20 protein-coding genes are annotated in these 20,628 nt (G+C 67.0%); 14 read left to right on the top strand and 6 right to left on the bottom strand.

Features of this window, described 5'->3' with window-relative positions:
* Window positions 1–9: 9 nt before the first annotated feature.
* Window positions 10–753, bottom strand: a complete 744-nt coding sequence (locus tag HZF05_RS21350) for an SDR family NAD(P)-dependent oxidoreductase (RefSeq protein ID WP_160364463.1) — start codon at window positions 751–753, stop codon at window positions 10–12.
* A 215-nt stretch (window positions 754–968) separates the two neighbouring features.
* Here HZF05_RS21350 and creD point away from each other — a divergent pair, with 215 nt between their 5' ends.
* Complete coding sequence (gene creD / locus HZF05_RS21345; protein WP_160364462.1) at window positions 969–2,318, top strand: cell envelope integrity protein CreD; 1,350 nt, start codon at window positions 969–971, stop codon at window positions 2,316–2,318.
* On the opposite strand, the gene HZF05_RS21340 is transcribed toward creD, so the two are convergent.
* On the bottom strand, window positions 2,315–3,463 hold the full coding sequence (locus HZF05_RS21340; protein WP_160364461.1) for an alpha-hydroxy acid oxidase: 1,149 nt from the start codon (window positions 3,461–3,463) through the stop codon (window positions 2,315–2,317). The two genes, creD and HZF05_RS21340, sit on opposite strands and share 4 nt — an antisense overlap.
* Before the next feature lie 111 nt (window positions 3,464–3,574).
* Between HZF05_RS21340 and HZF05_RS21335 the strand changes: the two genes are divergently transcribed.
* The 11 genes from HZF05_RS21335 (at window position 3,575) to HZF05_RS21285 (ending at window position 15,299) form a co-directional block, all read left to right on the top strand.
* Window positions 3,575–4,369: a succinate dehydrogenase iron-sulfur subunit gene (locus HZF05_RS21335; protein WP_160364460.1), complete on the top strand. Its 795-nt coding sequence runs from the start codon at window positions 3,575–3,577 to the stop codon at window positions 4,367–4,369.
* 10 nt (window positions 4,370–4,379) lie between these two features.
* Window positions 4,380–4,832 (top strand): PaaI family thioesterase, encoded by a 453-nt coding sequence (locus HZF05_RS21330; protein ID WP_160364459.1) that lies wholly within the window; start codon window positions 4,380–4,382, stop codon window positions 4,830–4,832.
* Window positions 4,833–4,834: 2 nt separating this feature from the next.
* Entirely contained in the window at window positions 4,835–5,947 is a 1,113-nt protein-coding gene (gene zapE, locus HZF05_RS21325; RefSeq protein ID WP_160364458.1) for a cell division protein ZapE, read from the top strand.
* A 156-nt stretch (window positions 5,948–6,103) separates the two neighbouring features.
* On the top strand, window positions 6,104–6,439 hold the full coding sequence (locus HZF05_RS21320; RefSeq protein WP_220129920.1) for a heavy metal-binding domain-containing protein: 336 nt from the start codon (window positions 6,104–6,106) through the stop codon (window positions 6,437–6,439).
* Entirely contained in the window at window positions 6,439–6,741 is a 303-nt protein-coding gene (locus HZF05_RS21315) for a hypothetical protein (protein ID WP_160364457.1), read from the top strand. The genes HZF05_RS21320 and HZF05_RS21315 overlap by 1 nt, the downstream gene beginning before the upstream one ends.
* A 145-nt stretch (window positions 6,742–6,886) precedes the next feature.
* Window positions 6,887–7,849, top strand: a complete 963-nt coding sequence (mdh, locus tag HZF05_RS21310) for a malate dehydrogenase (RefSeq protein ID WP_160364456.1) — start codon at window positions 6,887–6,889, stop codon at window positions 7,847–7,849.
* Between the two features lie 69 nt (window positions 7,850–7,918).
* Complete coding sequence (sucD, locus tag HZF05_RS21305; protein WP_160364455.1) at window positions 7,919–8,809, top strand: succinate--CoA ligase subunit alpha; 891 nt, start codon at window positions 7,919–7,921, stop codon at window positions 8,807–8,809.
* A 90-nt stretch (window positions 8,810–8,899) separates the two neighbouring features.
* The gene (locus tag HZF05_RS21300; protein ID WP_160364454.1) at window positions 8,900–11,827 is read left to right on the top strand and encodes a 2-oxoglutarate dehydrogenase E1 component; all 2,928 of its coding nucleotides are present in this window, start codon (window positions 8,900–8,902) and stop codon (window positions 11,825–11,827) included.
* Between the two features lie 30 nt (window positions 11,828–11,857).
* Complete coding sequence (gene odhB, locus HZF05_RS21295) at window positions 11,858–13,060, top strand: 2-oxoglutarate dehydrogenase complex dihydrolipoyllysine-residue succinyltransferase (RefSeq protein WP_160364453.1); 1,203 nt, start codon at window positions 11,858–11,860, stop codon at window positions 13,058–13,060.
* Between the two features lie 120 nt (window positions 13,061–13,180).
* Window positions 13,181–14,575: a dihydrolipoyl dehydrogenase gene (gene lpdA / locus HZF05_RS21290; protein WP_160364452.1), complete on the top strand. Its 1,395-nt coding sequence runs from the start codon at window positions 13,181–13,183 to the stop codon at window positions 14,573–14,575.
* Between the two features lie 58 nt (window positions 14,576–14,633).
* The gene (locus tag HZF05_RS21285) at window positions 14,634–15,299 is read left to right on the top strand and encodes an esterase/lipase family protein (RefSeq protein WP_343046936.1); all 666 of its coding nucleotides are present in this window, start codon (window positions 14,634–14,636) and stop codon (window positions 15,297–15,299) included.
* 6 nt (window positions 15,300–15,305) lie between these two features.
* Here HZF05_RS21285 and HZF05_RS21280 read toward each other — a convergent pair whose 3' ends face one another.
* Window positions 15,306–15,998 carry a hypothetical protein gene (locus HZF05_RS21280; protein WP_160364451.1) on the bottom strand — a complete coding sequence of 231 codons (693 nt, stop codon included), beginning with the start codon at window positions 15,996–15,998 and terminating at the stop codon, window positions 15,306–15,308.
* Window positions 15,999–16,138: 140 nt separating this feature from the next.
* Between HZF05_RS21280 and HZF05_RS21275 the strand changes: the two genes are divergently transcribed.
* Window positions 16,139–16,285: a lmo0937 family membrane protein gene (locus HZF05_RS21275; RefSeq protein ID WP_160364450.1), complete on the top strand. Its 147-nt coding sequence runs from the start codon at window positions 16,139–16,141 to the stop codon at window positions 16,283–16,285.
* Here HZF05_RS21275 and HZF05_RS21270 read toward each other — a convergent pair.
* Window positions 16,282–17,205, bottom strand: a complete 924-nt coding sequence (locus tag HZF05_RS21270) for a glutaminase (protein WP_160364449.1) — start codon at window positions 17,203–17,205, stop codon at window positions 16,282–16,284. The genes HZF05_RS21275 and HZF05_RS21270 overlap by 4 nt on opposite strands.
* A gap of 116 nt (window positions 17,206–17,321) precedes the next feature.
* Between HZF05_RS21270 and HZF05_RS21265 the strand changes: the two genes are divergently transcribed.
* Entirely contained in the window at window positions 17,322–17,948 is a 627-nt protein-coding gene (locus HZF05_RS21265) for a trimeric intracellular cation channel family protein (protein ID WP_160364448.1), read from the top strand.
* Window positions 17,949–18,055: 107 nt separating this feature from the next.
* On the opposite strand, the gene HZF05_RS21260 is transcribed toward HZF05_RS21265, so the two are convergent.
* The gene (locus tag HZF05_RS21260) at window positions 18,056–18,583 is read right to left on the bottom strand and encodes a GNAT family N-acetyltransferase (protein ID WP_343046935.1); all 528 of its coding nucleotides are present in this window, start codon (window positions 18,581–18,583) and stop codon (window positions 18,056–18,058) included.
* Window positions 18,580–20,466 (bottom strand): signal peptide peptidase SppA, encoded by a 1,887-nt coding sequence (gene sppA, locus HZF05_RS21255; RefSeq protein ID WP_160364447.1) that lies wholly within the window; start codon window positions 20,464–20,466, stop codon window positions 18,580–18,582. Before sppA ends, HZF05_RS21260 begins: the two co-directional genes overlap by 4 nt.
* Window positions 20,467–20,628: the final 162 nt, after the last annotated feature.

Genomic DNA, 20,628 nt, shown 5'->3' with positions numbered 1-20,628 from the left:
CCGCTCCGGTCAGATCGAGAAGCCGCCGTCGATGTCGATCGTGGTGCCCGTGATCAACGAGGATTCGTCGCTCGCCAGGAAGGCGGCGAGGTTGGCGATTTCTTCCACCTTGCCGTAGCGGCCGATCGCCATCAGCGGCACCAGCACCTTGGCGAAATCGCCGTCCGCCGGGTTCATGTCGGTATCGACCGGGCCGGGCTGGATCACGTTGACGAGGATGCCGCGCGGGCCGAGATCGCGTGCCCAGCCGCGCGCCAGCCCGGCGACCGCCGCTTTGGTTGCGCCGTAGATCGCGCCTCCCGGTGTCGGCATGGTATGGGCGTTGACGCTTCCGATGATGATCACGCGGCCTCCGTCGCGCAGGTGCGGGATGGCGGCACTGGTGCCGGCGAATACACCGTCCACGTTGACGCCGAACTGCTGCCGGTAGCTGCCATCGCCGATCTCGCCTACTGGACCGAACTCGGCGACGCCGGCATTGTGAACGAGGATGTCGAGGCCGCCGAGGAATTCAGCCGCCTGGACGACGGCGGTGCGGCTGGCGGCCATGTCCGACGCGTCGGCGCGGATGGCGAGCGCTTTGCGGCCCTCGGCCTCGATCGCGGCGACCGTTTCGGCGGCGGCCGCCTCGTTGCCGGCATAGGTGATGACGACATTCGCGCCCTCGCGGGCCAGGCGCCTGGCGATCGCGGCGCCGATGCCGCGCGATCCGCCGGTGACGAGGGCGGTCTTGTCGGTGAGCATGGTGGTCATGGTCTGTCTCCAGAGGGTGGCCGGGAGGCTTGCCCTTGAAGCGGCAAGATACGCACGATCGTCGACCGTAACAGTCGGTAAGTGTGATCCGGATTGTTCTATAAAATAGACAAGATGATCGACCTGCATCGCTTCTGCATCGAAACTTCGGGAGCTTCGCATTTCGCTTCGCTGAGTCGGCGCGCTATGCCTCGCACAACAGGGAGGATGCGCATATGGCGACTGTCGCCGGAAAACCGGCCCCGGCCCGCACGCCGGGCTACAAGTTCGGGCTGGTCGTGTTGCTGGCGGCGCTGCTCGCGATCCCGCTCTTCTCGGTCTATCTGCTGGTCTACGATCGCCAGTCCCAATCGACCACCGCCAAGGATGCGATCGTCGCCGGCTGGGGTGACACGCAGACGCTCGCCGGCCCCTATCTGGTCGTGCCTTTCACCCACATGGTGCAGACCACCACGACCGAGAACGGCCAGACCCAGACGCACCAGGAAAGCCGCGACGATTCGCTGGTGATCGCGCCGACGAAGCTGGCGATCGACACGCAGCTGGAGCCGCAGCTGCGCAAGGTCTCGATTTACGAGGCGGTGATCTACACCGCCGACGTGCATGCGGCGGGCACCTTCCAGCTGCCCGATCTCGCCAAGCTCAACATCGATCCGGCCTCGGTGCACCTCGACCAGGCGCAGATCGCGATGGGGATCAGCAGCGCCAAGGGGCTCGCCGGATCGCAGCCGGTCGTCAGCGTCGACGGGCAGCGGCTGCCCCTGATCCCGGGATCGGGGCTGAGCGCGAACGACGGCAACGGCTTCAGCGGGCGGCTTGCCGGGCCGGTCGCGGCGGCGCGCGCGATCCCGTTCGACATCGCCTTCCAGCTGCGCGGCCACGACAGTCTGGCACTCGCACCGTCCGCGCAGGACACGCAATGGCATGTCTCGTCCAGCTGGGCATCCCCGAGCTTCCTCGGCGCCTTCCTGCCGGCGGCGCGCACCGTGACCAAGCAGGGTTTCGCCGCCGACTGGCGGATCGGCAACCTCGCGCTCAATCGCCCGATCGTCTCGATCGGCGAGCGCGATCCCGATCCGAACACGCAGGTGAGCGTCGCTCTGCTCGACACGGTGGATTTCTACAGCGAGGTCAACCGCGCGACGAAGTATGGCTTCCTGTTCATCGGCTTCACCTTCGTCGCGCTGCTGATGTTCGACATCCTGATGGGCGTTGCGGTGCCGGGGCCGGCCTATCTGCTGGTCGGCATCGGGCTGATCCTCTTCTTCGTGCTGCTGCTCGCCTTCGCCGAGTTGATCGGCTTCACGCCCGCCTACCTGCTGGCGAGCGGGGCGATCGCGGTGCTGCTCGCCTGCTATGCGGCGGCGATCCTGAAGAGCTGGCGGCGGGGTGGCACGGTCGGCGCGATGCTGGTGGCGCTCTATGCGGTGCTCTACGTGCTGCTGAGCCTCGAGGCCTACTCCCTGCTGATCGGTTCGCTGCTCACCTTCGCGGCGCTGGCGGCGGTGATGTACTTCACCCGCCGCGTGAACTGGCGGATCGCGGCGGAGGGGGAGGAAGCCTAACGCCAGCGCAGATTGGCGCGCGACAATTCGCCCACATTGCGTGCCCCCATCAGCTTCATGTCGCGCTCGATCTCGTCGCGCAGGCGACCGACGATGCGCTCGACCCCGGGCTGGCCCGCCGCCGCCAGCGCGTAGAGATAGAGCCGGCCGCCGCTCACCGCCTTCGCGCCGAGGCTGAGCGCCTTCAACACATGGCTGCCGCGGCGGACGCCGCCGTCTAGGATCACCTCGATCCGGTCGCCCACCGCGTCGACGATCTCGGCGAGCTGGTCGAACGGCGCGCGGCTGCCGTCGAGCTGACGGCCGCCGTGGTTGGAGATCATGATCGCGGTCGCGCCGATATCGACGGCGCGGCGGGCATCCTCCACCGACATGATGCCCTTCAGGCAGAAATGGCCGCCCCAGTCGGCGCGGATGCGCTCGGCGTCGGCCCAGTTCATGTTCTGGTCGAGCATCGTGTTGAGATAATCCGCCACCGAAATGGCGGTGTTGGTGCCCGCCGAGACATGATCCTTGAGGTTGGGCAGCTCGAAGGCGTCCCGCAGCAGGTAGTTGAGCGTCCAGCGCGGGTGGAACGCGAAACTCGCGGCCGATCGCGGCGTCAACCTAGGCGGGGAGGTGAAGCCGGTGCGCAGGCAGCGCTCGCGATTCCCTCCGACGATCGTGTCGACGGTCAGCGCGATCGCGTCGAACCTGGCTTCCTTGCAGCGCTCGATCATCGACCGGTTCAGGCCCGTATCCTTGTGCACGTAGAGCTGAAACAGCTTGGGGCTCGAAATGGTGCGGCCGATCTCCTCGATGCTGACGGTGCCGATCGTGGAGATGCCGAACCATGTGCCGAACTTCTCCGCCACCGCCGCCACCGCGCGCTCGCCCTGCCAGTGAAACAGTCGCTGCAGCGCGGTGGGCGAGAGGAAGAGCGGCATCGCGATCTCCCTGCCCATCAACGTGATGCGCATGTCGATCGTCTCGACGCCGGCGAGTACGCTGGGCACCAGGTCGCAATCGGCGAAGGCGGCGGTGTTGCGGTCCTTGGTCAGCTCGTCGTCGGCAGCGCCGTCGATATAGTGGAAGATCGGGTAGGGCAGGCGGGCCTTCGCCAGCTTCCGGAAATCCTCGACATTGTGGCAGTCGCTCAGCCGCATCGCGCTCTCCCTTTGCCCCCGGCATAGCGCAGCGCAGCAAATGTCTCACATAGGACTTTGACACGGGGCGCCGGGGCGCTAACGGGGAGCGAACGCGAAAGGATCGTCTCGGTGGCCGAATTCTCTCTCCCCGCCAACTCGAAGATCAAGGGCAAGGGCAAGACGTACAAGTCGACGTCCGGCGGCCACAAAAAGCGCAGCTTCAAAATCTATCGTTACGATCCCGATTCGGGCGAGAACCCGCGCTACGACCGCTATGAGCTCGATCTCGACGAGACCGGCCCGATGGTGCTGGACGCGCTGATCAAGATCAAGAACGAGGTCGACCCGACGCTCACCTTCCGCCGTTCCTGCCGCGAGGGCATCTGCGGTTCGTGCGCGATGAACATGGACGGCAAGAACGGTCTCGCCTGCACCACCGCGATCGAGGATTGCGGTGGCGGCAAGGGCGAGCTGCAGATCACACCGCTGCCGCACCAGGACGTGGTGAAGGATCTGGTGCCGGACCTCACCCACTTCTACGCGCAATATGCCTCGATCAAGCCGTGGCTGCAGACGGTCACGCCGGCGCCCGCCGGGAAGGAGCGCCTGCAGTCGCCCGAGGATCGCGAGAAGCTGGACGGCCTCTACGAGTGCATCCTGTGCGCCTGCTGCTCGACCTCGTGCCCAAGCTACTGGTGGAATTCGGACCGCTTCCTCGGCCCGGCGATTCTACTCCAGGCCTATCGCTGGCTGGCCGACAGCCGCGACGAGATGACCGGCGAGCGGCTCGACGAGCTGGAAGATCCCTTCCGCCTCTATCGCTGCCACACCATCATGAATTGCGCGAATGTCTGCCCCAAGGGCCTCTCGCCCGCCAAGGCGATCGCCGAGATCAAGAAGATGGAAGTCGAGCGCGCGGTCTGATCGCGTGGGCATGATTCTGTCGCCGTCTGGACCCCGAACCGAGGGGCCGGACGAGGATGGCTTCTACACGACCTATTTCGAGGGACCGAGCTTCAACGGCACGTTCGGGGAGATCCGCAGCCGCGTCGAAGGCTCGGTCGCGCGGGTCCGCATCGCGACGGGGCCGGGGCGAGCCAATCCGCTCGGTGCGTTGCATGGCGGCTTCCTGCTCGGCTTCCTTGATCAGGCGGTTTTCGTTGGCCCGGCGACGCTGGGCCGGCTCGTCATGCCGAACTGGGCGGTGACGCTCAACTTCGCGACCCAGTTCATGGCGCCCGGTCGCGCCGATCTCCCTCTCGATTGCGTGATCGAGGTCGTCAGCGAGACCGGCAAGCTCCTGTTTTTGCGCGGGCAGATGGAGCAGGAGAGGCAAGCGCTGCTGACCTTTCAGGCGACGCTCCGCAAGATTCGTCTCGGGGGCTGATCATGGCCAGGGTGCTCGCCCGCTACGATGCGCTCGTCTCGGCGGGCGAGCTGCGGCCGGATCCCGCGCAGCGGTCCGTCGCGCAGCGGCTGGACCGGTGCGCCGGCCAGCTGGAACAGGCGCCCAAGCGGGGATCGATCCTGTGGCGCGCGCTCGGCAAGCGGCCCGAGCCGGTGAAGGGCGTCTATCTCTGGGGTGGCGTGGGGCGGGGCAAGTCCATGCTGATGGACATGTTCTTCGCGCAGGCCGACATCAAGGCGAAGCGCCGCGTCCACTTCCACGAATTCATGCAGGAGGTGCACGATCGCCTGCGTGTCGAGCGATCGCGCGAGGTGCAGGACCCGGTGATGCCGGTCGCCGACGCGATCGCCGAGGAGGCGCGGCTGCTGGCGTTCGACGAGATGATCGTCACCAATTCGGCCGACGCGATGATCCTTAGCCGCCTGTTCACGCGGATCATGAGCCACGACGTGACGGTGGTGGCGACCTCCAACCGCGCGCCCAACCAGCTCTACCTGAACGGGCTCAACCGCGAGCATTTCCTCCCCTTCATCGCGCTGCTGGAGCAGAAGCTCGACGTCATCGGGCTGGACGGCGAAACCGATTACCGCCTCGCGCGCCTCGCCGGTTTCCCGACCTGGTACGTGCCCAATGGCAAGGCGGCGACCGAGGCGCTAAGTCGCGCCTTCTTCCGCCTCACCGACTTTCCGGTCGAGGATCGCGCCAACGTGCCGTCCGAGGACATTGCCGTGCCGGGCGGGCGCGAGCTGCACGTGCCGAAGAGCCTGAAGGGCGTCGCCGTCTTCTCCTTCGCAAGGCTGTGCCGCGAGCCGCGCGGCGTGCCGGACTATCTGGCGATCGCGCGGCGCTATCACACCGTGATCGTGGTCGGCATTCCGCTGTTCGACGCGGACCGGCGCAACGAGGCGGCGCGATTCAAGCTGCTGGTCGATACGCTGTACGAGCATGGCGTGAAGCTGCTCGCGGCGGCGGATGCCCAGCCGGAGAAGCTCTACGCGGGCGGCGACGACGGCTTCGAGTTCGAGCGCACGGTGTCGCGGCTGATGGAAATGCAGTCGGCGGATTATCTTGCGAAAGGGCATGGCGTTTCCTGATTGGTGAAAGCCATCCTCCGTTCGTCCTGGGCGTAGTCGAAGGACGGGCTGCAAGCGCGGCGCCTGAGGCCCGCACTTCGACTACGCTCAGTGCGAACGGGGTATATAAAATCGCCCAGGTGGCCTAGCTTGCCTCCATCAACAGGGGAGGCCCGGATGCCCGAAGGCGTGATCGTTTCCACCACCGAAACCGTCGCGGGGCACCGCACCGTCGCCACGCTGGGCCAGGTGTTCGGCGTGGTCGTCCGCTCGCGCGGGATCGGCGGCAATATCGCGGCCGGTCTGCGATCGATCGTCGGCGGCGAGATCAAGGAATATACCTCGCTGGTCGAGGAGACGCGGCGCCACGCGATCGATCGGCTGATCCAGAACGCCACGCTCATGGGCGGCAACGCCGTCGTGATGATGCGCTTCGACTCGGGTTCGATCGGCGAAACGATGAACGAGGTCGTCGCCTATGGCACGGCCGTGATCATCGAGAAGGACGGCTGATGCTGCGCTCGATCGTCGCGGTCGTCTCGATCGTCTTCGTCGCCTTCGGGCTGGCGCTGACGTGGATGGATCGCGCGGGCTGGCCGATGCTGGCGGTGGCCCTGCTGTTCGCCTTCGGTTGCCTCTACGAACGGCGCTATCACGCGGGCCGCGCGGGGCTTTCGCCGGACGCGCGCTTCCGCCCCACGGGTGAGCGTTTCGCCGATCCGGAGACCGGCCGCGCGATGACCGTCTGGGCCGATCCCGCGACCGGCGAGCGTCGCTATGTCGCCGACGGGGAGCCGCCCACTCCGATCCCTTGAGCAGGTGCAGCAAAAAAGCTTGTGAAAGCGCTGTCAGGGCGGTTGCCCCCGCGCGATCATGGGTCTAAGCGCAACCCGCTTTTCCGGCTGGCCGCCGGTTCTCGCGCGGCCGCGCCCACGTAATGACTGACCCCGTGGAGGCATAATGGCACGCAAGAAGATCGCGCTCATCGGCGCCGGCAACATCGGCGGCACGCTCGCCCATATTGCCGCCCAGAAGGAACTCGGCGACATCGTCCTGTTCGATGTCGTGGACGGCGTGCCGCAGGGCAAGGCGCTCGATCTCTCGCAGTGCGGACCGGTCGAGGGCTTCGACGCCAAGATCACCGGCACCAACGATTATGCCGATATCGCCGGCGCCGACGTGATCATCGTCACCGCCGGCGTGCCGCGCAAGCCCGGCATGAGCCGCGACGATCTGCTCGGCATCAACCTCAAGGTCATGAAGGCGGTGGGCGAGGGCATCAAGGCGCACGCGCCGGATGCCTTCGTGATCTGCATCACCAACCCGCTCGACGCCATGGTGTGGGCGCTGCGCGAATTTTCCGGCCTGCCGCACGAGAAGGTGGTGGGCATGGCGGGCGTGCTCGACTCGGCCCGCTTCTCGACCTTCCTCGCGCAGGAATTCGGCGTCTCGATCCGCGACGTGAACACCTTCGTGCTCGGCGGGCACGGCGACACGATGGTGCCGGTCGTCCAGTATTCGACGGTCAACGGCATCCCGGTGCCGGATCTCGTCAAGATGGGCCTTTCCACCCAGGAGAAGATCGACGCGATCGTCACCCGCACCCGCGGTGGCGGCGGCGAGATCGTCGGCCTGCTGAAGACCGGCTCGGCCTTCTACGCCCCGGCCGCCTCGGGCATCGCGATGGCGGAGGCCTATCTCAACGACCAGAAGCGCATCCTGCCGGTCGCGGCCTATGTGTCCGGTGAGTACGGCGTCGATGGCCTCTATGTCGGCGTGCCGGCGGTGATCGGCGCCGGCGGCGTCGAGAAGATCGTCGAGATCGAGCTGGACGAGGAGGCCAAGGGCAACCTTCAGGTGTCGGTCGACGCCGTGAAGGAACTGCTGGTCGCCTGCAAGGGCATCGACGAGAGCCTCGCGTAACAACAGACAAATCGCCCGCGCCGGTCTCCCGATCGGCGCGGGTTTCATCGAAAGGGTAAGCGGGACCGTATGTCGATCCTCGTCAACAAGAACACCAAGGTCATCACCCAGGGGATGACCGGCAAGACCGGCACCTTCCACACGAAGGCGGCGCTCGACTACGGCACCCAGATGGTCGGCGGCGTGACCCCGGGCAAGGGCGGCACGATGCACGAGGAGCTGGGCCTGCCCAACTTCGACACCGTGCACGAGGCCGTCGCCAAGACCGGCGCCGATGCGTCCGTGATCTACGTTCCGCCGCCCTTCGCCGCCGACTCGATCCTCGAGGCGATCGATGCGCAGGTTCCGCTGATCGTCTGCATCACCGAGGGCATCCCGGTGCTCGACATGGTGCGCGTGAAGCGCGCCCTCTCCGGCTCCAAGTCGCGCCTGATCGGGCCGAACTGCCCGGGCGTGCTGACGCCGGGCGAGTGCAAGATCGGCATCATGCCGGGCAGCATCTTCTCGAAGGGCTCGGTGGGCGTTGTTTCGCGCTCGGGCACGCTTACCTATGAGGCCGTGTTCCAGACCACCAACGAGGGCCTCGGCCAGACCACCGCTGTCGGCATCGGCGGCGATCCGGTCAACGGCACCAACTTCATCGACGTGCTGGAGCTGTACCTCGCCGACGAGGCGACCAAGTCGATCATCATGATCGGCGAGATCGGCGGCTCGGCCGAAGAGGAAGCGGCGCAGTTCCTGATCGACGAGGCCAAAAAGGGCCGCAAGAAACCGATGGTCGGCTTCATCGCGGGCCGCACGGCGCCTCCGGGCCGCCGCATGGGCCATGCCGGCGCGATCGTGTCGGGCGGCCAGGGCGGCGCCGAGGACAAGATCGCGGCGATGGAAGCCGCCGGGATCGTCGTGTCGCCGAGCCCGTCCGAGCTCGGCGTGACGCTCTCGAAGGTGCTTAAGGGCTGATTAACCATGCGCCGGCCAGATGGCCGGCGCAAACCATTGTATGAGGCCCGGTGACAGCGTTTCCCCGACCGGGCGTGCGAGGACGGTGACATGGGTTACGAGGGTCAAGAACTCGATTTCGCGGGCGCGAGCCCCGCGTTCGTCGAGGATCTGTACCGGCGTTGGCAGCGGGACGAGGCTTCGGTCGATCCCACCTGGGGCAATTACTTCCGCTCCGTGGAGCAGGCGGTGTCCGGCCCGAGCTGGCAGAAGCCCAACTGGCCGCCGACCGAGACCGACCAGCTGACCGCCGGCCTCGATCCCACCCAGATGCAGCCGGCGCCTAAGCCTGCCAAGGGCGGCGCCGCCAAGGCCGCCCCGCAGGCCGAGGAAGCCCCCAAGGCGGCCCCGTCCGGCGCCACCGTCGAAGCCGCCGCGCTCGACTCGATCCGCGCGATGATGCTGATCCGCACCTACCGGGTGCGCGGCCACCTCGCCGCCGATCTCGATCCGCTCGGCCTCACCAGCCGCGACCTGCCGGCCGATCTCACGCCCGAATATCACGGCTTCCTCGACAGCGACCTCGACCGTCCGATCTATCTCGGCGGCACGCTCGGCCTCGATCGTGCGACGGTGCGCGAGATCGTCGACATCCTGCGCCGCAATTATTGCGGCCATGTCGGCCTCGAATACATGCACATCGGCGATGTCGAGGAGCGCCGCTTCCTGCAGGAGCGGATGGAAGGCCGCGACAAGGAGATCACCTTCTCGCCCGAGGGCAAGCAGGCGATCCTCTCCAAGGTCATCCAGGGCGAGCAGTACGAGAAGTTCCTCGGCAAGAAGTACGTGGGCACCAAGCGCTTCGGCCTCGACGGCGGCGAGAGCGCGCTGCCGGCGCTGGAAGCGGTCATCAAGTATGGCGGCGCGGCCGGCGTCGAGGCGATCGAGATCGGCATGCCGCATCGCGGCCGCCTCAACGTCCTCGTCAACGTGATGGGCAAGCCCTATCGCGCGGTGTTCAGCGAGTTCGCCGGCGGCTCCGCCAACCCCGAGGATGTCGGCGGTTCGGGCGACGTGAAATACCACCTCGGCACCTCGACCGATCGCGAATTCGACGGGATCAAGGTCCATATGTCGCTCGCCGCCAACCCCTCGCATCTCGAGGCGGTGGACCCGGTGGTGCTGGGCAAGGCGCGCGCCAAGCAGACCAAGCTCAAGGACAATGCGCGCTCCAAGGTGCTGCCGATCCTGATGCACGGCGACGCCGCGTTCGCCGGGCAGGGCGTGATCATGGAGTGCTTCGGCTTCTCCGGCCTGCGCGGTTACTCGACGGGCGGCACGATCCATTTCGTCGTGAACAACCAGATCGGCTTCACGACCAGCCCGCAGTTCGCGCGGTCCTCGCCTTACCCGACCGATATCGCCAAGATGGTGCAGGCGCCGATCCTGCACGTGAACGGCGACGATCCCGAGGCCGTCACCTTCGCCTGCAAGCTGGCGACCGATTTCCGCCAGACCTTCAAGCGCGACGTCGTGATCGACATGTGGTGCTATCGCCGCTTCGGCCACAACGAGGGCGACGAGCCGGGCTTCACCCAGCCACTCATGTACGACGAGATCCGCAAGCATCCGCCGGTCTCCGCCATCTATGGCGAGCGCCTGAAGGCCGAGGGCGTGATCGACGATGCGTGGGTCGCCGCCGAGGAGGCCAAGGTCGTCGCCACGCTGGACGAGGAGTTCGAGGCGGGCAAGAGCTACAAGGTCAACAAGGCCGACTGGTTCGAGGGCGACTGGGCTGGCCTGCAGCAGGCCAAGGAGCTCGGCCGTCGCGCCGGCACCACCGCCGTCGCGAAGGACCAGATCGACAAGCTCGTGCCGATCCTCACCGAGGCGCCGGCCGGTTTCAACCTGCACAAGACGCTGGCCCGCGTGCTCGATGCCAAGAAGCAGATGTTCGCCTCCGGCGAGGGCTTCGACTGGGCGACCGGCGAGGCGCTGGCGTTCGGCACCCTGCTGCTCGACGGCTACGGCGTGCGCCTCTCCGGCCAGGACGTGGTGCGCGGCACCTTCTCGCACCGCCATGCCGGCTGGAACGACCAGAAGGACGGCCATCGCTACTTCCCGCTCTCCGAAGTCGATCGCAGCTTCCAGGTGCTCGACAGCCCGCTCAGCGAATATGGCGTGCTCGGCTTCGAGTACGGTTACGCCTCCGCCGCGCCCAAGACGCTGGTGATGTGGGAAGCGCAGTTCGGCGATTTCGCGAACACCGCGCAGGTGATCATGGACCAGTTCATCTCGGGATCGGAGAGCAAGTGGCTGCGCTCCAACGGCCTCGTGATGCTGCTGCCGCACGGCTATGAGGGGCAGGGGCCGGAGCATAGCTCCGCCCGTCTGGAGCGCTATCTCCAGCTCTGCGCCGAGGACAATATGCAGGTCGCAAACTGCACCACGCCGGCCAATTACTTCCACATGCTGCGCCGGCAGATGGTCCGCGATTTCCGCAAGCCGCTGATCGTGATGAGCCCGAAGTCGCTGCTCCGCCACAAGGCGGCGGTGTCGAAGATCGAGGACTTCATCGGCGACAGCCGCTTCCATCGCGTGCTGTTCGATCCGAAGGCGCCGGCCGACAAGGACGTGCGCCGCGTCGTGCTGTGCTCGGGCAAGGTCGCCTACGATCTGTTCGACGCGCGCGACGAGGCCGGCGACGCCAACACCGTCATCCTGCGCTGCGAGCAGCTCTATCCCTTCCCGAGCGACGTCATCGTCGAGCAACTCAAGGCCTATACCAACGCCGAGACATTGGTGTGGGCGCAGGAAGAGCCGAAGAACCAGGGCAGCTGGACCTTCGTCGAGGATCTGCTGGAAGAGTGCCTCGTCGAAGCCGGTGGCAAGGTGCAGCGCCCGGTCTATGCCGGCCGCAAGGCATCCGCTTCCACCGCGACCGGATCGGCAAAGCGCCACGCCGCCGAACAGAAGCAGCTCGTGGCCGATGCGCTCGGCCACACGCCCGAAACCTCCTCGTCGGCCAAGGCCGCCTAAGAACCGAATTCTGGAAAGCAGGACAATTCCATGACCACCGAAGTGAAGGTGCCGGCCCTCGGCGAATCGATCACCGAAGGCACGCTCGGCCAGTGGCTCAAGAAGCCGGGCGACGCCGTGAAGGTCGACGAGGCGATCGCCAGCCTGGAAACCGACAAAGTCGCCATCGAGGTGAACGCGCCGGTCGCCGGCGTGATCGGCGCGCTGACGGTGAACGAGGGCGACACGGTCGAGGTCGGCGCGGTGATTGCGACGATCGAGGAAGGTGGGGCCGCTGCCGCGTCCGCTCCGGCGCCCAAGGCGGAGGAGAAGGCTCCGGCCGCCGCCGCGCAGCAGGCTCCGGCCGAGCCGTCCAAGACCAGCGACGCGCTGTCCCCCTCCGCCAAGCGCGCGGCGGGCGAGACCGGCGTCGATCCGTCGACGGTCGCCGGCACCGGCAAGGATGGCCGCGTGACCCGCGTCGATATCGAAGGCGCTGCCGCTTCCAAGCCTGCTGCTCCGGCTCCGGCCGCTGCCCCGGCCTCGTCGGGCGGTCGCAAGGAGGAGCGCGTGAAGATGACGCGCCTGCGCCAGACGGTCGCCAAGCGCCTCAAGGAAGCGCAGAACACCGCAGCGATGCTGACCACGTTCAACGACGTGGACATGTCGGCCGTGATCGAGGCGCGCGCCAAGTACAAGGATCTGTTCGAGAAGAAGCACGGCGTCCGCCTCGGCTTCATGGGCTTCTTCGTGAAGGCCGCCGTGCAGGCTCTCCGCGACATCCCCGCCGTCAACGGATCGATCGAGGGCGACGAGATCGTGTACCACGATTATGTCGACGTCTCGGTCGCGGTCTCGGCGCCGAACGGCCTCGTCGTGCCGGTGATCCGCGACGCGCAGGACCTGTCGGTCGCCGGCATCGAGAAGACGATCGGCGATTTCGGCAAGCGCGCCAAGGACGGCACGCTCAAGATGGAAGAGATGAAGGGCGGCACCTTCACCATCTCCAACGGCGGCGTGTTCGGCTCGCTGATGTCGACCCCGATCATCAACCCGCCGCAGTCGGCGGTGCTGGGCCTCCACCGTATTGAGGATCGCCCGGTGGTGGTGGATGGCCAGGTCGTCGTCCGCCCGATGATGTACCTCGCGCTCAGCTACGACCACCGCCTGATCGACGGCCGCGAGGCGGTGACGTTCCTGGTGGCGCTCAAGAACGCGATCGAGGACCCGACCCGGCTGCTGATCGACCTGTAAGTTTCGCGCGCGAAATCTTATATCTCCGTTCGGGCTGAGCCTGTCGAAGCCCCGTCCTTCCTTTTTGCGAAGGCGAAGAAAGACAGCCCTTCGACAGGCTCAGGGCGAACGGAGTTTTCGATGGCTGACTACGACTTCGACGTCCTCGTGATCGGTGCCGGGCCCGGCGGCTATGTGGCCGCGATCCGCGCGGCGCAGCTGGGGCTGAAGACCGGTTGCGTGGAGAGCCGCGCGACGCTCGGCGGCACCTGCCTCAACGTCGGCTGCATCCCCTCCAAGGCGATGCTGCACGCGAGCGAGTTCTACGATCACGCCGCGAACGGCCACCTCGCCAAGCTCGGTATCAAAGCGTCGGGCGTGGAGCTCGATCTCGACACCATGCATGGCCAACGGCTCGATGCGGTGAAGAACCTGACCGGCGGCGTCGAATTCCTGTTCAAGAAGAACAAGATCGAGTGGCTGAAAGGCCATGCCACCTTCGAGAGCGCGGACAGCGTGAAGGTCGGTGATCGCACCGTGCGGGCGAAGAATATCGTGATCGCCACCGGTTCCTCGGTGACCCCTCTGCCGGGCGTCGAGATCGACGAGAAGGTGGTCGTGTCCTCCACCGGCGCGCTGGAGCTCGCCAAGGTGCCCGAGACGATGGTCGTGATCGGCGGCGGCGTGATCGGGCTGGAGCTCGGCTCGGTGTGGAAACGCCTCGGCGCCAAGGTCACCGTCGTCGAATTCCTCGACCAGATGCTGCCCGGCTTCGACGGCGATGTCCGCAAGGAAACCAACAAGATCATGAAGAAGCAGGGTCTGGAGTTCAGGCTCTCGACCAAGGTGACGGGCGTGAAGGTCGATGGCGGCAAGGCGACTCTCACCGTCGAGCCCGCCGCCGGTGGCGCTGCCGAGACGATCGAGGCGGACGCGGTGCTGGTCTCGATCGGCCGCAAGCCGAACACCGACGGCCTCGGCCTCGACAAGGCGGGCCTCGAGGTCAACAAGCGCGGGCAGATCGAGATCGACCATGATTTCCGCACCAAGGTGCCGGGCATCTGGGCGATCGGCGACGTCGTGCCCGGCCCGATGCTCGCCCACAAGGCCGAGGACGAGGGCATCGCGGTGGCCGAGAACATCGCCGGCCAGACCGGCATCGTGAACCACGACGTGATCCCGAGCGTGGTCTACACCATGCCCGAGATCGCCGGCGTCGGCCTCACCGAAGAGGCCGCCAAGGAGCGCGGCGAGGTGAAGGTCGGCAAGTTCCCGATGCTCGCCAACTCGCGCGCCAAGACCAACCACGAGCCGGACGGCTTCGTGAAGGTGATCGCCGACGCCAAGACCGATCGCGTGCTCGGCGTGTGGTGCATCGCCTCGGTCGCCGGCACGATGATCGCGCAGGCCGCGCAGGCGATGGAATTCGGCGCCACCAGCGAGGATATCGCCTACACCTGCCACGCCCACCCGACCCACTCGGAGGCGGTGAAGGAAGCGGCGATGGCTGTCACCGGAAAGCCCATCCATATCTGATCCCGCCAAGTCCGAAGATCGCGACCGCCCCCCGAGCTTCGGCCAGTGGGCGGTCGAGGTGCCGCGCGCGGCCTTCGCAGTCGCCTCGCTGGTGCCTGCTCGCCGGATGCTGGAAGCGGCGCCCAAAGGCGACGGGCGACCGGTGATGCTGTTGCCGGGGCTGGTCAATTCGGATTTCTCGATGGCGATCATGCGGCGCTATCTCAACCGGCTGGGCTATCGCGCGGTCGGTTGGGGGCTGGGCCGCAATCTCGGCGCGCGGGCGATCGGCGCGGAGGGCGGCAAGCTGCTTGCGCAGGTCGCGAAGCTGCACGGCCAGACCGGCGAGACGATCACGCTGATCGGCGTAAGCCTCGGCGGCATCATGGCGCGCTTCGTGGCGCATCGCATGCCCGATGCGGTGCGCGAGGTGATCACCGTCGCCTCGCCTTATGCCGGCAATCCGCGCGCGACGCGGGTGTGGCGCCAGTTTCAGTGGCTGACCGGTGAGAGCCTGAATAATCCGGACGTCATCGCCCGGCGGATGGAGATCGTGAAGCCGCTGCCGGTCCCCGCCACCGCGATCTGGAGCCGCAGCGACGGCCTCGTCAACGGCCTGATCTGCCGCGCGCCGGATGAACCGGGGCTGCGGTGCATCGAGATACGCAGCGGCCATCTCGGCGTGCAGGTCCGCCCGCAGACGTTGCGCGCGATCGCGGATGTGCTCGGCGGTGTAGCGCGCTGATCCAGATCAGCTTGTCGGCCACTCCGGCCGCGCGGCGAGCGGCTTGCCGTCCGCGCCAAGGTGGCATTGATCCCGGCCGTGCCGCATATCGGCGACGTCTTTGGGAAGCGGCCGGATACCCATTTCGCCGATATTGGCGAGATACTGGTCTGACGCGATCACCATCCACCGATTCAGCGAACGCAGTCGCGCGGACGCGAGGAGAATGCGATCCCGCCCGGTCGCGTCGATGGCCGGAGCCTCCAGATCGGAGAGCAACTGCGTCTCTTGCTCGTTCCAGTTCGCCATGATCCGGATCGCCGAGAACTGGCCGGCATATTCGAGCATCTCATCCGGCTTCATATGCGCGGACGCCTGCGACGTGGTCACGACCGTCCACGCATCGGTCGTCCAGATCCGGACTGGGATATCGGGGTGGGTGTTCGGATCGATCGACTTCCCGGCCCGTACGACGGTATCCACCGACTTGAGATAGGCGAGCGCGCAATCCGCCATCGCCTTGCGCTCGATCGCGAGAACGGCCTCGTCCCGCAACTCCGATCGCATCGTGTCGCGCGCTTCGTGGACCTGTTCGCGCCAGTGCAGGATCTCGGCGATCTGCTCGGCGCCGAGCGCGATCATCACGCCCAGCACGATGATGCCGACCTCGCCGAAAAATTCCCGCCAGCCGTGGACCGGTTTGATCTTGTGGATGTCCATGCGCCCCCCGCTGCAGCCCTTCTCCCATTAACCGGCAATTCAATCGTTGTCAGCCCGTCACGAAATTCGGAACGGACTGAAAGGCGTGGCGTTTTGAAAGTCTTCCCGCCGTCTGGGTGGCGGGTGCAGGGAGACGAACCATGCTTTGGACGATCGCCGTCATCCTCGTAATTCTGTGGCTGCTAGGCTTCGGCTTCCATGTTGCAGGCGCGTTGATCCACCTGCTGCTGGTGATCGCGCTGATCGTGATCGTGGTGCAGCTGGTGACCGGCCGCCGCGGGGTCTAGCCCGCGAACACGCTCCAGCCGGTGGCCTCCGCAAGCCTTTCGAGCGCGAGGCCGCCGAGCTGCGAGTTGCCGCTGGCATTGAGCCCCGGCGACCACACCACGATCGAGGCCTTGCCCGGCACCACCGCAAGGATGCCGCCGCCGACGCCCGACTTGCCGGGCATGCCGACGCGGAAGGCGAAGTCTCCGCTTGCGTCGTAATGGCCGCAGGTCAGCATCAGCGAGAGGATGCGCCGGGCACGGCGCGCGGGGACGACGCGGCCACCGTCGGGGTGCAGGCCGCCGAGCATCAGAAAGCGTCCGGCCCGCGCCAGCTGCCGGCAACTCATCTCGATCGCGCAGGCGTGGAAATAGCTGCCAAGCACCAGGTCGGGCGCGTGGTGGAGCGTCCCGTAGGACTTCATGAAATGGGCGAGCGCACGGTTGCGCTCGCCGGTCTGTTCCTCGGACCGGGCAACCGTCTCGTCGATTGCGATCGTCTCGTCGCTGGCAACGTAGCGGACGAACTGGACAAGCTCGCCGATCGCCTCGCGCGGGCGATAGCCGGCGAGGTTGACGTCGGCGAGCACGATGGCGCCAGCGTTGATAAACGGGTTGCGGGGAATGCCCTTCTCCGCTTCCAGCTGGACGATCGAGTTGAACGCATTGCCCGAGGGCTCGCGGCCGACGCGGCCCCACAACCGGTCGCCAACCTTGCCGAGCGCTAGCGTGAGCAGGAAGACCTTCGAAATGGACTGGATCGAGAAGCCGGCCTCCGCATCGCCGCCGGTGAAGGTCTCGCCCTCGGCGGTGGCGATCGCGATGCCGAACTGCGCGGGGTCGATCTTGGCGAGGCTGGGGATGTAGCTTGCCACCGTGCCGCGATCCGGGGCGGTGCGCATTTCCTCGACGATGGCCGCGATGATATTCGAAAGGTTCATGGCGCCCCTTAAACCCGTTCGGGCTGAGCTTGTCGAAGCCCTGTCCTTCTCCTCGAGCGCTTAAAGGGAAGGACAGCCCTTCGACAAGCTCAGGGCGAACGGAGTAGAGACCGGGCATGCACCCTCACCTGCTGCCCGAGCTCAACCCCCTCTACCCCTGGCTCGATCGCGCCGGCCTCGCAGTGTTCGCGGCGTCGGGCGCGCTGGCGGCGGCGCGGGCGCAGCGGGACATCGTGGCGGCCTGCTTCTTCGCGATCGTCACCGCGACCGGCGGCGGCACGATGCGCGATCTGCTGATCGACGCGCCGGTCTTCTGGATGCACGATCCGGTGCCGGTGATCATCTGCCTGGTCACGGCCGCGGCGGTATGGCTGGTGCCGCGCCGTTGGTGGCCGGAGCGTGCGCTCGACTGGTGCGACGCGGTGGGGCTCGCGGCCTATGCGGTCTATGGCGCTGGCAAGGCGCTGCATTTCGGCATCCCGCCGCTGCCCGCCGCGATCATGGGCGTGGTGACGGCCTGCATGGGCGGCATCATCCGCGACGTGGTGGCGGGCGTGCCCTCGATCATCCTGCGCCGCGAACTGTACGTGACGGCGGCGGCGCTGGCGGCGGGGTCGTTCGTGGGGCTGACGCTGCTCGGGCTGATCGCGCCGTGGCCGATGCTGATCGCGGTGGTGGCGGGGTTCGGGCTACGCGCCGGATCGATTGCGCGGGGGTTGTCGCTGCCGGGATACAAGGGCTGATACCCCCCACTGTTTGGGCTGAGCCTGTCGAAGCCCTGTCCTTCTTCTTCAGCGCCGGGCCGAAGAGAAGGGCAGCACTTCGACAAGCTCAGTGCGAACGGATGATTTTAGGCGAGAGGTTCCTTGGGTTCCCTCATCCTCTCCGCCAGATCCTTCTGCCAGAATACCACATCGTGCCAGCCGCCATGCTTGTAGCCGATGCCGGGCTGGGTGCCGGTGTCGACGAAGCCGAGCCGTTCGTGCAGCGCCGTCGAAGCGGGGTTGCCGGCGGTCATCACCCCCATCGCAGCGACGAAGCCGCGTCGGTGCAACTCATCCAGCAAAGCCCGGTAGAGCGGCGTCCCGATCCGCTGCCCTCGCGCGGCGTCCGCTACGTAGATGCCGGTTTCCGCCACCCAGCGATAGGCGGCGCGAGTTCGGTAGGCGGAGCCATAGGCATAGCCCAGCACCGCGCCGTCGACCTCGGCCACCAGCCAGGGATGGGTCGGGGTGATCCGCTCGATCCGGGCGCGCATCTCCTCCGCGTCGGGCGCATCGATCTCGAAGGTGATCACCGTGTCGGTCACGTAGGGTCGGTAGATCGCCGCGATCGTCTCCGCGTCGTCGGGCGTCGCCGGCCGTATCGTCAGCGTCACAGCGCCGCCTTGGCCATCATCGCATGCGCGGCGCGGATGTCGGCGGGCGAGGGCGGTTCACCCCCGCACTCCAGGCAGCGCGCCTGCACCGCCGGGCCGGAGAGGATGCGCCGCGCGTCACCCAGCGCCCGCGCCAGCGCCAGGTCCGGCTTCTGCCTCAGCGTGCCGAACGGATCGACCGCCGCAGTGGCGTCGTCGCTGCTGCTGCTGCTGTTGCCGGTGAGCATCCTGAGGAAGCGCACGAAGGCCGAGCTTTCGCGTTCGATATAGACCGGATGCACCTTGTCCGGATCGAGCTTGGCGCGCTTCGCCGCTTCGTCGATCGCGTCGTCGAGGCTGCCGAAGCGATCGACCAGCCCGATCTTCTTCGCGCTCATGCCGTCCCACACGCGGCCCTGCGCGATCTCCTCCACCTTCGCGACCGGCATGTGGCGCGCCTGCGCGACGATCCCGGTGAAGCGGGCGTAGGTCTGGTTGATCCCGGCCTGGATGAGATTGTCGACCACCGGCGTCGTGCCGCGCAGCACGTCGGGCTGGCCGGAGAGCGGCGTCGCACCGACGCCGTCCGCCGACAGGCCGACCTTGGCGAGCGATCCCTCGAAGGTCGGGATGATGCCGAACACGCCGATCGATCCGGTGATCGTGTCGGGATCGGCGTAGATCACGTCGCCCGCGGTCGACACCCAATAGCCGCCGGACGCCGCCACCGTGCCCATCGACACGACCACCGGCAGCCCTTTGGCCTTGGCGGCGAGGATGGCCGAGCGGATGCGATCCGACGCCGTCACCGATCCACCGGGCGAGTCGACCCGCACCACCAGCGCCTTGAGGTCGCCCTTGGCCACCGCCTTGCCGAGCGCGTCGGCGATGCTGGTGCCGCCCGCCGTGCCCTGCGGCGCCTTGCCGTCGACGATGTCGCCGGCGATGGTCAGCACGCCGATCGCCGGGCCGGAGGTGGAGGCGGGGTTGGCCTGCACCCAGTCGGCGAGATCGATCTTCTTGTAGCTGCCGGGCGCGGCCTTGTCGGGCGTGCCGGCGATCTGCGCGACGCGGTTGCCGAAGGCGATGCGATCACCCAGATGATCGACCAGCCCGAACGAGGCGGCGACCTCGGCCAGCGTGCCGTTGGGCGTCTGGCCCGAAGTCAGCTGCGCGAGATAATTGGCGAAATGCGCCTTGGGCCGGGCCTTGCCGACCTCAGCCTGCCAATTGCCCCACAGCGCATCGATCAGCGCCTGGTCTTCCTGCTTGGCCTCGGGCGAGGCTTCGGTGCGGGTATAGGGCTCGACATAGCTCTTATACTTGCCGACGCGGTAGATGTGCGCGGTGACGCCGAGCTTGTCGAGCAGGCCCTTGTAATAGAGCTGCGATCCGCCCGGCCCGGCGGTCAGCACCGCGCCCAGCGGATCCATCCACACCTCGCTCGCGTGGCTTGCGAGCAGGTAGCTGGCGTCGTCGTAGCCGATCGCGAAGGCGAGCACCGGCTTGCCCTTGGCGCGCACGTCGTCGAGAGCGGCGCCGACCTGGCTGATCGCCGCCTGGCCGCCGCCGGTGAAACCGTCGAGATCGAGCACCACCGCCTTCACCCGATCGTCGTCGACCGCTTCCTCGATGGCGCGGGTGACGTCGCGCAGGCGATACTGGTCCTGATCCGAGCCGCCGCCGCCGGAGATCAGATCGGTCGCGCTGACATCGGAGGGCTGTTCGGCGAGGCTGCCGTGCAGATCGACTAGAAGCGCGCCGCCGCCTGCCGGTATCTTGGTCTTGCCGCCGGCGGCGAGGCCCGCCGAGATCAGCCCGAAGAAGATCAGCAGCACGATCAGTGCCAGCGCGTCCTTCACGCCGACGAGGAACTTCCAGAGACCTTTGAAGAAGCGCTTCACGTGCCGTCACCTTTTCGTCTTGCGTCCGGGCTAGAGGATGGGCGGAGCGCTGGCAATCGGCCTGTCCCGGTGCAGGCACGCATTACGTCCGGCGGCTTGAAAATTTCCGCGCGAGGTCGCCTTGACGCTTCCGCATCGCTCGCCATATCTCGCGCTGGCACT

This window comes from Sphingomonas chungangi (assembly GCF_013778325.1).
GTDB classification, from domain to species: Bacteria; Pseudomonadota; Alphaproteobacteria; order Sphingomonadales; family Sphingomonadaceae; genus Solisphingomonas; species Solisphingomonas chungangi.
This window is presented reverse-complemented; position numbering and strand designations above follow the sequence as displayed.

What these genes read in the sequence shown, in the direction of transcription:
- HZF05_RS21350 (WP_160364463.1), bottom strand. Translation starts at nt 753, where the DNA reads ATGACCACCATGCTCACCGACAAGACCGCCCTCGTCACCGGCGGATCG.
- creD (WP_160364462.1), top strand. Translation starts at nt 969, where the DNA reads ATGGCGACTGTCGCCGGAAAACCGGCCCCGGCCCGCACGCCGGGCTAC.
- HZF05_RS21340 (WP_160364461.1), bottom strand. Translation starts at nt 3,463, where the DNA reads ATGCGGCTGAGCGACTGCCACAATGTCGAGGATTTCCGGAAGCTGGCG.
- HZF05_RS21330 (WP_160364459.1), top strand. Translation starts at nt 4,380, where the DNA reads ATGATTCTGTCGCCGTCTGGACCCCGAACCGAGGGGCCGGACGAGGAT.
- zapE (WP_160364458.1), top strand. Translation starts at nt 4,835, where the DNA reads ATGGCCAGGGTGCTCGCCCGCTACGATGCGCTCGTCTCGGCGGGCGAG.
- HZF05_RS21320 (WP_220129920.1), top strand. Translation starts at nt 6,104, where the DNA reads ATGCCCGAAGGCGTGATCGTTTCCACCACCGAAACCGTCGCGGGGCAC.
- HZF05_RS21315 (WP_160364457.1), top strand. Translation starts at nt 6,439, where the DNA reads ATGCTGCGCTCGATCGTCGCGGTCGTCTCGATCGTCTTCGTCGCCTTC.
- mdh (WP_160364456.1), top strand. Translation starts at nt 6,887, where the DNA reads ATGGCACGCAAGAAGATCGCGCTCATCGGCGCCGGCAACATCGGCGGC.
- sucD (WP_160364455.1), top strand. Translation starts at nt 7,919, where the DNA reads ATGTCGATCCTCGTCAACAAGAACACCAAGGTCATCACCCAGGGGATG.
- HZF05_RS21300 (WP_160364454.1), top strand. Translation starts at nt 8,900, where the DNA reads ATGGGTTACGAGGGTCAAGAACTCGATTTCGCGGGCGCGAGCCCCGCG.
- odhB (WP_160364453.1), top strand. Translation starts at nt 11,858, where the DNA reads ATGACCACCGAAGTGAAGGTGCCGGCCCTCGGCGAATCGATCACCGAA.
- lpdA (WP_160364452.1), top strand. Translation starts at nt 13,181, where the DNA reads ATGGCTGACTACGACTTCGACGTCCTCGTGATCGGTGCCGGGCCCGGC.
- HZF05_RS21280 (WP_160364451.1), bottom strand. Translation starts at nt 15,998, where the DNA reads ATGGACATCCACAAGATCAAACCGGTCCACGGCTGGCGGGAATTTTTC.
- HZF05_RS21275 (WP_160364450.1), top strand. Translation starts at nt 16,139, where the DNA reads ATGCTTTGGACGATCGCCGTCATCCTCGTAATTCTGTGGCTGCTAGGC.
- HZF05_RS21270 (WP_160364449.1), bottom strand. Translation starts at nt 17,205, where the DNA reads ATGAACCTTTCGAATATCATCGCGGCCATCGTCGAGGAAATGCGCACC.
- HZF05_RS21265 (WP_160364448.1), top strand. Translation starts at nt 17,322, where the DNA reads ATGCACCCTCACCTGCTGCCCGAGCTCAACCCCCTCTACCCCTGGCTC.